The 15223-nt window shown below is 31.4% G+C and carries 15 protein-coding genes; 7 read left to right on the top strand and 8 right to left on the bottom strand.

The features are described from left to right. Positions 1 to 181 precede the first annotated feature (181 nt). Both GSY47_RS09930 and GSY47_RS09925 read left to right on the top strand, forming a co-directional pair. On the top strand, positions 182 to 715 hold the full coding sequence (locus GSY47_RS09930) for an ExbD/TolR family protein (RefSeq protein ID WP_179002006.1): 534 nt from the start codon (positions 182 to 184) through the stop codon (positions 713 to 715). A gap of 31 nt (positions 716 to 746) precedes the next feature. Then, a complete protein-coding gene (locus GSY47_RS09925) occupies positions 747 to 1268 on the top strand; it encodes an ExbD/TolR family protein (RefSeq protein ID WP_179002008.1) in 522 nt (173 codons plus the stop codon). A gap of 84 nt (positions 1269 to 1352) precedes the next feature. Here the strand turns inward: GSY47_RS09925 and rpsA are convergent, their stop codons facing one another. After that, entirely contained in the window at positions 1353 to 3128 is a 1776-nt protein-coding gene (gene rpsA / locus GSY47_RS09920; RefSeq protein WP_109193527.1) for a 30S ribosomal protein S1, read from the bottom strand. A 400-nt stretch (positions 3129 to 3528) separates the two neighbouring features. Between rpsA and GSY47_RS09915 the strand changes: the two genes are divergently transcribed. Next, positions 3529 to 4002: a hypothetical protein gene (locus GSY47_RS09915; protein WP_179002010.1), complete on the top strand. Its 474-nt coding sequence runs from the start codon at positions 3529 to 3531 to the stop codon at positions 4000 to 4002. 82 nt (positions 4003 to 4084) lie between these two features. Here the strand turns inward: GSY47_RS09915 and GSY47_RS09910 are convergent, their stop codons facing one another. The 7 genes from GSY47_RS09910 to GSY47_RS09880 all read right to left on the bottom strand — a co-directional run bounded on the left by GSY47_RS09910 (position 4085) and on the right by GSY47_RS09880 (position 12021). Next, positions 4085 to 4624, bottom strand: a complete 540-nt coding sequence (locus GSY47_RS09910) for a hypothetical protein (protein ID WP_179002012.1) — start codon at positions 4622 to 4624, stop codon at positions 4085 to 4087. A gap of 120 nt (positions 4625 to 4744) precedes the next feature. Beyond that, entirely contained in the window at positions 4745 to 6121 is a 1377-nt protein-coding gene (locus GSY47_RS09905; protein WP_179002014.1) for a nucleoside permease, read from the bottom strand. A 68-nt stretch (positions 6122 to 6189) separates the two neighbouring features. After that, entirely contained in the window at positions 6190 to 6882 is a 693-nt protein-coding gene (gene cmk / locus GSY47_RS09900; RefSeq protein WP_179002016.1) for a (d)CMP kinase, read from the bottom strand. Between the two features lie 42 nt (positions 6883 to 6924). Then, the gene (locus tag GSY47_RS09895) at positions 6925 to 7533 is read right to left on the bottom strand and encodes a murein L,D-transpeptidase catalytic domain-containing protein (RefSeq protein ID WP_179002018.1); all 609 of its coding nucleotides are present in this window, start codon (positions 7531 to 7533) and stop codon (positions 6925 to 6927) included. A 62-nt stretch (positions 7534 to 7595) separates the two neighbouring features. Then, a complete protein-coding gene (gene porQ / locus GSY47_RS09890) occupies positions 7596 to 8615 on the bottom strand; it encodes a type IX secretion system protein PorQ (protein ID WP_179002020.1) in 1020 nt (339 codons plus the stop codon). A 174-nt stretch (positions 8616 to 8789) separates the two neighbouring features. After that, the gene (gene lon / locus GSY47_RS09885; RefSeq protein WP_179002022.1) at positions 8790 to 11243 is read right to left on the bottom strand and encodes an endopeptidase La; all 2454 of its coding nucleotides are present in this window, start codon (positions 11241 to 11243) and stop codon (positions 8790 to 8792) included. 208 nt (positions 11244 to 11451) lie between these two features. Next, positions 11452 to 12021 carry a hypothetical protein gene (locus GSY47_RS09880; RefSeq protein ID WP_219071249.1) on the bottom strand — a complete coding sequence of 190 codons (570 nt, stop codon included), beginning with the start codon at positions 12019 to 12021 and terminating at the stop codon, positions 11452 to 11454. Between the two features lie 269 nt (positions 12022 to 12290). Here GSY47_RS09880 and GSY47_RS09875 point away from each other — a divergent pair, with 269 nt between their 5' ends. The 4 genes from GSY47_RS09875 to GSY47_RS09860 are packed head-to-tail and all read left to right on the top strand — an operon-like array spanning position 12291 to position 15189. Then, positions 12291 to 12845, top strand: coding sequence for an RNA polymerase sigma factor (locus GSY47_RS09875; protein ID WP_179002026.1), 555 nt, complete (start codon positions 12291 to 12293; stop codon positions 12843 to 12845). Positions 12846 to 12859: 14 nt separating this feature from the next. Further along, complete coding sequence (locus GSY47_RS09870) at positions 12860 to 13393, top strand: anti-sigma factor (RefSeq protein WP_179002028.1); 534 nt, start codon at positions 12860 to 12862, stop codon at positions 13391 to 13393. Continuing rightward, positions 13377 to 14435: a DUF4097 family beta strand repeat-containing protein gene (locus tag GSY47_RS09865; protein WP_179002030.1), complete on the top strand. Its 1059-nt coding sequence runs from the start codon at positions 13377 to 13379 to the stop codon at positions 14433 to 14435. The genes GSY47_RS09870 and GSY47_RS09865 overlap by 17 nt, the downstream gene beginning before the upstream one ends. A gap of 19 nt (positions 14436 to 14454) precedes the next feature. Then, on the top strand, positions 14455 to 15189 hold the full coding sequence (locus GSY47_RS09860) for a head GIN domain-containing protein (protein ID WP_179002032.1): 735 nt from the start codon (positions 14455 to 14457) through the stop codon (positions 15187 to 15189). Positions 15190 to 15223: the final 34 nt, after the last annotated feature.

Below are 15223 nucleotides of genomic sequence, written 5' to 3'. Positions count from 1 at the left end.
CGGGGATATATTTCTTTTGGTTTTACGAAAAATGAAAAGAATTAAAAATATCTTTGAAAAATTTGCAATATCCACTGAAAAACAACGGTTTAATCCTTAAAATTATTTTTGATTATTTTTAAAACTCCATTGAATTTTGCATTCTTTTTATTATTAAATTTAGATTCAAAACCTGTTTTTTATGAAAAATCTACCTCAAAAAGTCAGAAGTAAAAAGTTAAGTTCACGAGTTGATTTAACTGCTATGGTCAGTGTTTCTTTTCTGCTGATTATATTTTTTATGGTTGTTGGCGAATTATCGAAACCAAAAGTTATGAATTTGAGTTTGCCCGATAGATACCCAACATGTTTAGGTGATTGTTCGTTTGGTTGCTACAGTGGAAACAGGTTTTATACTGTTCTGCTAGGAGAAAATAATAAAATAGTAACATATGCTGGTTTATTATATTCTCCTATTCAAGAACCAAAAGAAACCAATTACAGTGAAAGTGGATTTCGAACAGATTTAAATCTTATCAATAAAAAAATTCTTGAATATTCTGCAGCTATAGGCAGGCCGAATCGTGGAGCAATTGTTTTTATAAAACCATCTAATAAGAGTAATTACGGAAATTTAATCGATGTATTAGAAGAATTAAGATTAGCAAATATTGATACTTATGCAGTTATAGATGAATTTTCTCCAGAAGAGACAAAACTATTAGCATCCAATTAGAAATTATCAAATAACCAAAACGCAAAAAATCATGAAAAACCTACCGCAAAAAGTCAGAAGTAAAAAACTACATTCACGAGTTGATTTAACCGCTATGGTCAGTGTTTCTTTCCTGCTAATTATATTTTTTATGTTAGTTGGAGAATTATCGAAGCCTAAAATTTTAGACTTAAGTGCAGGCAGTGACTGTTGCGACTGTCCTGTTCAGCATTATGGAGAAAATAGGACATTAACAATCATACTAGGACCGGATAACAAATTGATTTATTACGCAGGACTTTTGGCAGTTCCCAAAATTAAACCTCAGACAACTCAATATGGAAAAGAAGGTATCCGTAAAAAAATAGCAGCTTACAACAATACAGCATTAAAATATGCCGAACGACTTGGCAAACCAGGAAGAAGCATTTCGGTTATTATAAAACCAACAAAAAAATCCAATTACGGAAATCTTATAGATATTCTTGACGAATTAGAAATAGCAAATATTGATTCTTATGCTATCGTTCCTGAATTTACTCCAGAAGAAACAAAGTTACTTGCTTTAAAATAAAACTATAGTTTATTGAAATAACAGTATAAAACAAAAAAAGTCCTGCATCTCTGCAGGACTTTCTATTTATAAAAAAGCTAAGAATTATTTTTTCTCAGTTTTTTCCATTTTAGCTTTTAAAGCAGCTAATACATCATTGTTGTCACCTAAAGTTGCAGCTGGTGCGTTTGTAGATGCAGATGTAGTAGTTTCAGCAGCAGCTTTCACGTTTTTCTCTTCTTCTTCACGGAAGATAGCAGTGTGAGAAGCAACTACTCTTTTGAATTCTTTGTTGAACTCGATTACTTTGAAATCAGCAGTATCACCTTTTTTCAATTTCTTTCCGTCTTCTTTTTCAAGGTGACGAGTAGGAATGAAAGCAACGATATCATCTCCGAATTCTACAGTAGCTCCTTTGTCAACGATTTCAGAAATTTCACCATTGTGGATAGTTCCTACAGCGAAAGAATCTTCGTATTGATCCCAAGGATTAGCAGTAGTTTGTTTGTGACCTAAAGATAATTTACGTCCTTCAACATCTAATTCTAATACTACAACATCAAGTTTTTCACCAACGTTTACAAACTCAGATGGGTGTTTGATTTTCTTAGTCCAAGAAAGGTCAGAAATGTAGATTAATCCATCAATTCCTTCTTCTAATTCTACGAAAATACCAAAGTTTGTGAAGTTTCTAACGATACCTGTATGTTTAGAACCTACTGGGTATTTAGAAGTAATGTCAGTCCATGGATCTTGAGTTAATTGTTTGATACCTAATGACATCTTACGATCATCTCTGTCAAGAGTTAAGATAACTGCTTCAACAACATCTCCAACTTTCACGAAGTCCTGAGCAGAACGTAAGTGAGTTGACCATGACATTTCAGAAACGTGGATTAAACCTTCAACACCTTCAGCAACTTCGATGAAAGCACCGTAATCAGCGATTACAACTACTTTACCTTTAACTTTATCACCAACAGTTAAGTTAGCATCTAAAGCATCCCATGGGTGAGCGTTTAATTGTTTCAATCCTAATTGAATTCTTGTTTTCTCATCATCGAAATCAAGGATTACAACGTTTAATTTTTGGTCTAATTCAAGAACTTCACTTGGGTGGTTGATTCTACTCCAAGAAAGGTCAGTAATGTGAATTAATCCGTCAACACCACCTAAGTCAATGAACACACCATAAGAAGTGATGTTTTTAACAACACCTTCTAATACTTGTCCTTTTTGTAATTGACCGATGATCTCTTTTTTCTGTACTTCAATATCAGCCTCGATAAGAGCTTTGTGAGATACAACAACGTTTTTGAATTCGTGGTTGATTTTTACCACTTTGAATTCCATCATTTTGTTTACATATACATCGTAGTCTCTAATTGGCTTAACGTCAATTTGAGATCCAGGTAAGAACGCTTCGATTCCGAATACGTCAACAATCATACCTCCTTTAGTTCTGCATTTAACAAAACCGTTAACGATTTCTCCAGTTTCATTTGCTGCAATAACTCTATCCCAAGATTTGATAGTACGTGCTTTTCTGTGAGATAATACTAATTGACCTGTTTTATCCTCACGGATGTCGATTAATACTTCAACTTTGTCACCTACTTTTAAATTTGGGTTGTAACGAAATTCGTTTAAAGAAATAACACCTTCAGATTTAGCATTGATATCAACGATAACATCTCTATCTGTAATTCTAACTACAACTCCTTCAACTACTTCTTCTTGATCTGTAGCGATGAAAGTTTTTGATACTAGTTCCTCAAACTCTTGTAAGTTTTTTTCATCTACTGCATCGATTCCTTCTTGGAAGTTGTGCCAGTTAAAATTTGCTAAAAACTCTTCTTGTGATTTTGTTTGTTCAGACATGCTGATAAAAAAATTTGTATTCTGTTTTTCTCGAGTTTCTCTATGCGATAGAAAATACAGAAGTTGTTTTACATAAATAGTTGATACCTAAAGGAAACTCTTCTCTGCCAAAAGGTCTGCAAAATTACTACAAATATTTGGACTTACAAAATATTTTAAGACTGATTATCAGTGATTTTGTTAAGGAGCAACGAATTTCCGTTTTTTTATCACCTTTAGTCCCGCTATCCGCTCCAATCTTTTGTGTCTCGTTAAAGAAACGAGTCACAAAAGGATTTCCACTTCTATCGGGGCTAGGCTAGAACTTTTACTTTTTCATAAGTTCCTAAATGAAACAAATCCAACAGGTTTTAAAAACCTATCGGGTTTACTATATTTGCAATCAAGAAATTCACCGCCCATGAAACAAGAATCTCAAGATGAGGGAAAAAGTTATTTATCAATTTTACTTCTTCTAGTATTAGTTTTCCCTTCTTTTATGGCCTTTCTTTTTGCTATGGAATTTTCTGATAATTATAAAGTTATCAAAAACGAAAAAGCGTTCAGGAAAATTAAAGTGAAAATTGACTCTACAAAAACATCATCAACCAGGAGCGGAAAAAGCTCATCTATAAAATCAATAAATCATTACTTTAATAAAGGAAATGTTTTAAATCATGAATCGTATGAATCTGAAATATCCGAATACATGTCTAAACATAATGATTCGTTATACATATGGTACTTAGACAATCGTCTTTCAAGATTTGCTTATGAAAATCAAAAGAGTATAAATGTTTCACAAGAAATTGAACGCAATAATAAACTGAAAACATATATTGTAATCTGTATTTTACCTTTGTTGTTATTCCTAATATTCAGAAACAAACTTTAAAACTGATTCAAAACAAAACCTCGACAGGTTTTAAAAACCTGTCGGGGTTACTATACGAAATTACACTCTTCTAAATTTTATACTAAAAAATTTTTCCTTGCCTTGAATTCTTGCTTGTCTGCGTCCAAACTTCTGCTCTTGTAAACTTCTTATCCTCAAAATGCAGTTCCAAATTTGGAAAAACATTAAATGCAGACTCTATTCCTATATCAAATCTTAGACATAAATAATGAGAATTAAAAGCATTACTTTCACCAGACCAAAACAAATACAAAGTGAAAAAATTAATCTCATTAATTTTTTTTAATTTATCCGATGGAACATACAAACTCTTTCCTTTAAATGTTATCTTGAATAAAGTCAAATTTATCCCATCCGATTGCACAGTTACAATTTCTCCCGTTTTATAAAACAATTGAACTTCTGATATTACTATCCTCTTATAAACAATATCTTTGCAGAATTTTTCTAATTGTACATCAGTATAATCAAAACGAACTACTTCTTTATTTTTCATTACAAAAACAAGTCTTTGCGGAACTTCAATCCGATCTTTATGCGCATAAATAGCACTAAAAATAAATAATAAAAAAAATAGAAATATTGATTTACTTTTTTTCATATTAATAACATAAGTTTTAAATTAAAAATCTTAATGTGTCTCAAATTCAAATCATATTACCAAGGAGGATATTAAAAAAACAAACCCGACAGATAAAACTGTCGGGCTTAATTGTATATTCTAATGACTCAAATTCTCAATTTCTTTTGGATCGTGTTTGTGTTTAAATAAAACAGCAAAAGCAATTGCAATAATGAGAGCATACGCAGCAAAAGACAGCCAGATTGTGTGCCAGTCTTTCATCAAAATCGGGTTAGCAAAAATTCCATCTGGAGATACTGAATTCCCCTGACCTTTTACAAACTCCAACATTTTAGAGTTCGTTGTATCTGTTTGTAAAAATCCCGCTAACTCAGTTGTATTTGCAAAAGTTTTTGTAAAGAAACGATCGATTGCCCAACCAGAAGTCAAACTTCCTAAAACCGCTCCTACTCCATTTGTCATCATCATAAATAAACCTTGCGCAGAAGAACGAATTTTAGAATCGGTATTACTTTCTACGAATAATGATCCTGAAATATTAAAGAAATCAAATGCCATTCCGTAAACAATACAAGACAAGATAATCATCCATAATCCTCCAACTGGATCTCCAAAAGCAAATAACCCAAAACGAAGAACCCAAGCCAGCATACTGATTAGCATAACTTGTTTGATTCCAAAACGTCTCAAGAAAAATGGGATTGCCAAAATAAATAAGGTTTCAGAAACCTGAGAAATCGACATAATAATAGTCGAATATTTAATTACAAACGAATCTGCATATTTAGGAAAATGTTTGAACTCATCTAAAAACACATCTCCATAAGCATTTGTCAATTGTAGTGCTCCTCCTAAAAACATAGAAAAAACAAAAAACAAAGCCATTTTATAGTTTCCAAACAACTTAAATGACTCTAAACCTAAAGTCTCAATCCAAGTTGCATTTTCTTTAATTAAACGTTGTGGCTCACATTTTGGTAATGTAAAAGCATAAATTCCTAAAATTAAAGCTCCTGCTCCAGCAATATAAAACTGATATTCAGTTGCTTTGCTTCCACTTAAGTTTGTAATCCACATCGCAACAATAAAACCGATTGTTCCCCAAACACGGATTGGCGGAAAGTCTTTTACAATATTTTTATTGTTTAATTTAAGCGAAGTATAAGAAATAGAATTACTTAAAGCAATTGTCGGCATATAACAGCACATCGCCAAAAGCATTACTATAATAAAAGTATCAGGAGTTGAAACTTGTGTTATTCCAAACAAAACAGCTGCATAAAGAATATGAAGGACTCCATACAATTTTTCAGCATTAATCCATCTGTCAGCAATAATACCTGTAAGTGTAGGCATAAAAAGAGAAGCAATTCCCATGGTTCCGAAAACTAGTCCGAATTGAGTTCCTTCCCAGTTTTTTGTACCAAACCAATAATTTCCAATTGTTATAAGCCAAGCTCCCCAAACAAAAAATTGTAAAAAGCTCATTAAAATCAATCTATTTTTAATACCCATATAGTATAATTTGTCTTTAGTAAAAATGAAGCGGTAAAACTACCATTAAAAATAATATCTGCAAAAAATTATGCTGTTTTAACAACATCATTCACTAATTCTAAAACAGCATCAAACTGCTCTTCTTTATTTAAGTAAGAATTATCTATCTCAATAGCATCGTCTGCAATCACCAAAGGCGAATCTTCTCTGCTGGTATCTAAATTATCTCTCTCGACAACATTTTTAAGAACTTCCTCATAGGTTACGTTATCTCCTTTTGCCTGTAATTCATCAAAACGTCTTTGTGCACGTGTTTCTGCACTGGCCGTCATAAAGATCTTTAGTTCGGCATCAGGAAAAACAACCGTTCCTATATCTCTTCCATCCATAACGATACCTTTATTCTTACCCATTTCCTGTTGTTGTTCCACTAATTTTGAACGAACTTCTGAAACAGTCGCAACTTTGCTTACAAAATTAGAAACTTCAATTGTTCTAATTTGTTTCTCTACATTTTCACCATTCAAATACATTTCGGCAAAACCTAAATCTGCATTAAACTTGAACTCTAATTGAATTTTAGGCAATGCGCTAACTAAAGCGTCTTTATCAAAAAAATTGGCCCCAATTAAATTATGCTGCATAGCAAAAAAAGCTACCGCTCTATACATAGCGCCAGTATCTACATATACATACTCTAATTCTTTTGCCAGTTGTTTTGCTAAGGTACTTTTACCTGTTGATGAAAATCCGTCAATAGCAATGGTGATCTTTTTCAATTCTTTATTTTTAAATGTTTATTCTTTTAAAGTTCCAAAATTCTAATAATAAATACTCATTACAATTTTCGATTCAGAACTATCAATAATTTTTGCAAGTCTGTCAAAATATTTTTTATTTACCATTGGACAACCTTGGCTATTGCAAATGTAACCATCTTTCTCTTTATACGGAACATCATAATAATAATGAAAAACAATATCTCTTTTAAAAGCATTATTGTTTGTTTTGTCTAATCCATAAAGTTTGTACGCTTTTCCAAACTTTCCAATATAATGATTTTCAATCGAATATCTACCTAATGAAGTACTTAATGAATTCGGTATGTTGCTAAATTTTAATTTTCCTTTGATTCCTGTTTCCGAACCAGAACCATGAGCAACCAAACCTTGATCTAGTATTTTTTTTGTTTTCAAATCATAAACAAAAAATCGATTTTTGCCTGATGGAATTTTCATGTCAATCAAAAAAGCAATCTCTTTATTGTATTTTGAATCACTTTCTGTAATTCTTTTGATTTCTGAAACTTGAGATTCAACTCTTTCTGATTCTTCAGAAGAAAGAGAAGCAATGTTTTTTTCATTATCAATAAAAAAGTATACAGCAAAGGCCGAAACAATAAGAAAGCAAATAAACACTATTTTTTTCATTTAAAATTTGAAAAAACTGCTGAATAATTAATGAAGTATTATTACTCTTTTTAAATTTTTAATTATTGAAAATTTAAAATTAAACCGAAAAGACTTGTATTAGCAGCTAATGTATATCTAGAATAGGAATAATTAAATCGTAATTTATTTATCTTTAATCCAAATCCTAACGAAACTCCCGAGAAATTACGTTGTTCATCAACTCTTAATTCTTCTCCTCTTCTAAAATTATATCCGACGCGTAAATTAAAGGCTCTTTTCGGAAAAAGTTCTACTCCAAAAGCAACGTGTCTTAATGCATTATTAAAAAATGAAACTTTCTCTGCGCTTGTTGAACCATCAATATTGGTTTCTCCTCGATTAGGGTTCGAGAAAGAGATATTCCATTGCTGTAAATTTTCTAATGTAAGATGCCAGCGAATAGGTACATGTTCTAATTCCTGCGAAATACCAGCAACGATTTCAAAAGGCAGATTTTCTTTTATTCCAGAGTAAGTGGTGAACTGTGTTCCAATGTTGCGAAACACCAAACCAAAATTAATATCATTTCTTTCGTCTACATACAAAAGACCTAAATCAACAGCACCACCAATAGAATTATAACTTTCTAAGGATGAAGTTATAAGTTTTGCATTAGCTCCCAAATAAAGACTTGTATAAGGAACGTTGTACGCATACCCTACGGTAAGTGCACCTTCACTTCCTGTAAAGTTAGAAGTTGCTTGCCCATTTTCATCATACCCTTCAAAAGAGCCGTAATTGATGTAGCTTACACCCGCATAAAGCGTTTGCACGTGTCTATCATAAGTATAGGCGTATGAAGCTGTTCCATAAGAAGCTTCTCCGTAATAACTCCCGTAATTCATAGCCAAATGATTGTCCATGTCCGCATTTATAAGCGCTGGATTAGACATGGCCTGATTGACATCTTCATCATATATAGTAATAACATCTCCACCGAGTGAAGCCTGTCTTGGCGAAGTTGTCAAATTCAAAAATTGATAGGTGTAACGTCCTCCAACTTGTCCGAACGAAGTCGAACAAATCAGTAACATAAAAAATAAAACGATCTGTTTAAACATGTCTTTTGGAACGCTCCTATTTGTGAATAACGCAGCTACAAATATAAAATTATATAACAGCAAAAATGAAAATAAACGCTAAATAAATTCCAATAAAAAAAATCCAAATTCCAACCTATTTACTTAGAGTTGGAATTTGGATTTTAAAAATATTTGGAATTCTAAGACCTATGTTTATTTCAATGTCTTCGCATTTTTAACACTTTGATCTGTTAAAGCAATTGCTAAAACTTCGCTCATTTCTTTTACATAATGAAATGAAAGTCCGTCCAAGTATTCTGCTTTAATTTCATCAATATCACTTTTATTTTCATGACAAAGAATAATTTCTTTAATACCAGCTCGTTTTGCGGCTAAGATTTTCTCTTTAATTCCACCAACTGGCAAAACTTTTCCTCTTAGCGTAATTTCTCCTGTCATCGCTAGGCTTTTCTTTACCTTTTTCTGAGTTAAAAGCGAAACTAAAGAGGTCAGCATTGCAATACCAGCACTTGGACCATCTTTTGGAGTAGCTCCTTCTGGAACATGCAGGTGAATATTGTATTTTTGAAAAATTTCGGTGCTTAAACCTAATTTCTTGGCATTTGCTTTAATATATTCTAAAGCAATAGTTGCCGATTCTTTCATTACAGTTCCTAGATTTCCTGTAATAGTCAAAGCGCCTTTTCCTTCAGAAATCAAAGATTCAATAAACAAAATATCACCGCCGACACTTGTCCAAGCCAAACCAGTTACAACACCAGCAACATCATTATTTTCATATTTATCACGCTCTAGTCTTGGAACACCTAAAATAGCAACAATATCTTCGTCTGTCACTTTTTTATTGTACTCCTCTTCCATTGCTACCGATTTTGCAGCATTTCTAATAACTTGAGCAATTTTGGTTTCTAAATTACGAACTCCGGATTCTCTAGTATAACCCTCAACAATTTTTTCTAATTGCTTTTTTCCAATTGTTAAATCTTTTGCCGTTAAACCGTGAGCTTCTAATTGTTTTGGAAAAAGATGTCTTTTTGCAATCTCTACTTTTTCTTCAATAGTATAACCTGACATTTTAATAACTTCCATTCTGTCACGCAAAGCTGGCTGAATAGCTGACATATTATTTGAAGTCGCAATAAACATTACTTTAGACAAGTCATATCCCATTTCAAGGAAATTATCGTAGAAAGCACTGTTTTGCTCTGGATCTAATACTTCTAATAAAGCTGAAGATGGATCACCGCTATTACCGCTTGATAATTTATCAATCTCATCTAAAATAAATACTGGATTTGAAGTTCCTGCCTTTTTCAAACTTTGGATAATTCTTCCTGGCATCGCTCCAATATAAGTTTTTCTGTGCCCGCGAATTTCTGCTTCATCACGCAAACCACCTAACGAAATACGAACATATTCACGTCCTAAAGCTTCAGCAACCGAACGTCCGATAGAAGTTTTTCCAACTCCTGGAGGCCCTGTTAAACAAATAATTGGTGATTTCATGTCATTACGTAATTTTAAAACTGCTAAATGCTCAATCATTCTCTTTTTCACTTCTTCCAATCCGAAGTGATCTTTATCTAAAACTTTCTGTGCAAATTTCAAGTCGAATTTATCTTTAGAATATTCACCCCAAGGCAATTCTAAAAACAACTCTAAATAGTTTCTTTGAATACCAAAATCAGGAGACTGCGGATTCATGCGACGCATTTTTGACAATTCTTTCTCGAAATGTTTCTGCGTTTTTTCGTCCCATTTTTTGGTTTTCGCTTTTAAGCCCATTTCGTCCATTTCTTCTTCCTGCGAAACGCCTCCCAATTCTTCCTGAATGGTTTTCATTTGCTGATGAAGGAAATATTCACGCTGCTGTTGATCTAAATCAAAACGAACTTTTGACTGAATGTCATTCTTCAATTCTAATTTTTGAAGCTCGACATTCATGTAACGTAACGTCTCTAAAGCACGTTCTTTTAAACCATTTATCGATAAAAGACCTTGTTTCTCTTTTACTGATAAATTCATATTAGAAGAAACAAAATTGATTAAAAACGACTGACTTTCAATATTTTTAATTGCAAAAGTAGCTTCAGAAGGAATATTTGGGCTTTCTTTAATAATTTGAATAGCCAATTCTTTAACTGAATCTAAAATAGCTGTGAATTCAGAATCATTTTCATCTGGACGTTCTTCTGCAACTTCTTTAATAGTAGCTGTCATGTATGGTTCTTCTGAAACCACTTCGTCGATTTCGAAACGCTTTTTACCTTGAAGAATAACGGTTACATTTCCATCAGGCATTTTTAAAACACGTAAAATACGAGCAACAGTACCTATTTTATGAATATCATCTTTTGACGGATCTTCATCTTCTTCATTAATTTGTGAAACAACACCTATTATCTTTCCGCCAGCATTGGCATCATTAATAAGTTTTATCGATTTATCTCTTCCTGCAGAAATTGGAATAACAACTCCTGGAAATAAAACAGTATTACGTAGCGGTAAAATTGGCAGAGAAACAGGAAGCTCTTCATTATTCATTTCCTCTTCGTCTTCCGGAGTTAACAAAGGGATTAATTCTGCTTCTGAATCAAATTCTTGAAGTGACAGATTGTCAATAGTGAGTATTTTATGATTTGACATGATAATATATAAGTCGTTTTGTCATTAAATTTTTAAGTCTGGGTGTAAATAAAGATCTAAAAGCTCACATTTGCCACAATCTCTTTATTTACAAGACAGGCCATAAAAATAGACAATCATTATGCCAAAACCAAAAAAGACAGCTTGTAAATACTTATAAACTATTTAAAAGAAGGAAAACAACAAAGAGAAATATAAAATATATAATTTACTCATCATATGGAGTATATTTGATATCGAATCTTCCATCTCTAATTTCTGCCGTTTTATTATATTTACTATCAATACAATCAAAGAAAAAAGCACCGGATATTATCAAATTCACTTCATCAATTCTATTTATTTTCAGCTCGCCACTATAATTCTCAGTTGTCTTAAATATATAAAGATCAAACGGATTAGCACTAGATTTGGGAGAAGAATATTCTATATGAAACAAAGCATCTTCAGTTGTAATTGGATATACTTTGCCTTCTTCTATTGGTTTATCATTATTTAATGATGTTATAAAGATATATTTATGAGTCAACTCATTTGTAGCCAGTATCACCAAATTATAGCTTGACTTAATTTCGTTGCCAATTATTTTCTTTGATTCGTAATATCTCGCTGACAATATAGGTGTTTTATAACCAACACTAAAACCTCCCGAACTTTTAGGCAAAAAAATCTCTCCATCTGTTTTACATCCAAAAGTGTTTTTTCCTTCAGTAGTTATTGACGGTAGTTTTTGTGTTGTTCCATCATTATCATTGACACAAGAGAATAGAAATAACAAAAGAAATAAAGTAGAAATATTTTTCATGAAAAATTATCTAAAAATTCTTTCAAATATATAATTTAAATTCAGGAGTAATTCATTTTTAAATTAAATTTATTAGCTGTTTTTTTTAAACCAAGATTAAACAAAACACATTCTATATCAATTATTTAAAAAACCACAAATTAGAAAAGCGGTAAAAATTTATAGGAAAATTAAAATTATTCTCTATAAAGTGTAACAAACAAAAAAAAGCAAAGTCATTTATAAAAACCAAAAGCCATTACTTGAGTCAAAACAACCAAAATATCGAAGAATTAATTGCGCTATGTAAAAACAATAATCAGAAAGCGCAGTTTGAAATTTACAATCGCTATTGCAAAGCGATGTATAACGTTGCGTATCGTATTGTAAAAGATGAACATTTTGCACAAGACGTCATGCAGGAAGGATTCTTAAGGGCTTTTACAAAAATCAATGACTATAAACAAGAAGTGGCTTTTGGTGCATGGTTAAAGAAAATAATCATCAATTATAGTATCGATTTTTATAGAAAAAACAACTCTTTTCAAGTAGAAGACTTAAGTAAACAACTTTATAAAATTGAAGAAAATGACGGAATTATTTCTGAAAATATTGACTTAAACAATCTTAAAGTAAAACAGGTCTTAGATACAATTTTACAATTAAAAGATAATTATAGAATGTTATTAACGCTATTTTACATTGAAGGCTATGATCAAGAAGAAATCTGCGAAATTTTAAATATTACCTATGCCAATTGCAGAACAACTTTAAGCAGAGCAAAAGATAGTTTGAGAAAGAAATTGGAAGAAATATAAAATGAATTGGAATTATGAAAAATGAAAAAGACAATTTAGACAAATTATTCAGCAAGTTTGAAAACCAATGGGATATTGAGGAATTAAACTCAGATCACCAAGTGGATTTTATGCAAAAACTAAATAAAAAAGAGCCTAAAAAGAAATATTGGTTTATGACAGCTATTGCAGCTTCTATTGTATTGATGATTGGCGCATCTATTTTTTATAAAAATGAAAAACCAAAAGAATTCAAATTTGCTTCTAAAGAAACTAAACGTACTGATTCTATTTTCAATATTTTAATTGATAATGAACTGGTTAAATTAAAAGAAAAAAGTTCACCAGAAAATGAGCAGATTATTAATGATGCATTAAAACAAATGAAAACCTTTGATGCAGATTACCAAAAAATCATTAATGAATTGCAGAAAAACGGTGAAAACAAACAGATTATTTATGCTATGATTAGCAATCTGCAAACCCGAATTTCTTTTTTACAAACCGTTCTGAAAAGAATTGAAGACAACGAAAAATTAAAAAACACATCAAATGAAGAAACACTATAACTTACTCATTTTATTCCTTTTGATTCCTTTTTTAGGATTTTCAAATGATGACGCTTTTATTACCAAACAAAAAAACATCAAAAAAACATATATCGTAAACTCAAATGCAGGAATTGATATTGATAACAAATATGGCAATATTTCGGTATCTACGTGGGACGAAGATAAAATTGATTTGGATATTACAATCAAAGTTAACGGACCTAACGAAAATTGGGTTAACGAGCGTTTAAACAGTATCGATGTAGATATTACTGCTCTTAAAGGTATGGTTTCCGCAGTTACTAATCTTGGAAGTTCTTCTTTAAAAAGTAAAGGGAGTAACAATAGCTTCGAAATCAATTATGTAATTAAAATTCCTAAAAACGGTTCTGCTAAATTGTTCAATAAATATGGTAATATCTCTACTTTAAATTTAGAAGGAAATTCTAATATAAGCTGTAAATATGGTAAAGTTACGTTAGGAAAACTAAACGGATCCAGTAATAATGTTGAAATTGCATACTGTCAGAATTCGAGTATTGAGTATATCAAAACAGGAAACATTAATGCAAGATATTCTGGACTTAAAATTAATGATTCTGGAAATCTAAACTTAAGTGCCAATTATACCGATGTAAATCTTGGAGATGGTGAAAACATTAAGTATGAGTGTAATTACGGAACTTTTAAGTTTCAAAAAATAAACTCTTTAAGTGGCTCTGGAAATTACTTAACTATTAATATTGGTGAAATTTCAAGCAACTTTAGTTTTGATACAAATTACAGCAAAATCAACATTGGGAATCTGAATGAAAAAGCTGGAAATGTAAACATTAATTCTGGTTACACTGACATTTCTCTTGGTTATGCAGCAAATTATGCTTTTGATTTTGATATTTCTACAAGGTATTCAAATATTAAACACGACAATACTTTAGATATTTCTGTTTCTGAGACCAAAAGCAATACTAAAAGAATAAGCGGTTTCTACAAGAAAAAAGGTCAAAACAAAGTTAATATCAGTTCTAATTACGGAAATGTTTCTTTAATAAAAAATTAATCATCTAAAAATCAAAACAATGAAAAAGTCAATTCTAATTCTAACATTCGCTTTACTTCTAAGCAATTTAAAAGCTAATGCACAATGGGAATCTAATAACAAAATAAGCGGAAACGGCAAAATTACAACCGAAACCAGAACTACAGGAGATTATGACAGCATTAAAATCGCAGGCTTTTTTGATGTGGATTTAGTTGCTGGTAAAGAAGGGAAAATTACAATTAAAGGTGAAGAAAATTTACTACAAGCAATTAAAGTTGAAGTCGAAGGAAACGAGCTAAAAGTGTATGTAGAAAGAGGAACTCAAATTCGCTCTAGTTCTGGAAAAAAAATTGAAGTTACTATTCCTTTTGAAAAAATTGGGGTAGTTACTTTATCAGGATCAGGAAATGTTAGAGCTAAAGATAAAATTAAAAGTGATAACCTAACCGCTAAATTATCTGGCTCTGGTAATTTTGATTTAAATATTGAGTCAAATGATTTTGACTTAGCACTGAGTGGCTCTGGTAATGCAACTCTAAAAGGAACTACTAACTCTTTTACCAGCAAAATATCTGGTTCAGGAAATATAAATGCTTCAGAACTTAAATCTAAAATCGTTGATGCAAATATTTCTGGCTCAGGAAACAGCAAAATAACTTGTAATGAAAGTATAACAGCTAGAGTTTCTGGTTCTGGAAAAATTAAATATCTAGGAAATCCTGAAAAACGTGATGTAAAAGTTTCAGGATCAGGAAGTATCTCGAAAGGTTAATTATTTATAAAAAAATATCACGAATTACTAAACT

The sequence above is a fragment of the Flavobacterium quisquiliarum genome, from assembly GCF_019308285.1.
In the GTDB taxonomy this organism is placed as follows: domain Bacteria; phylum Bacteroidota; class Bacteroidia; order Flavobacteriales; family Flavobacteriaceae; genus Flavobacterium; species Flavobacterium quisquiliarum.
This window is presented reverse-complemented; position numbering and strand designations above follow the sequence as displayed.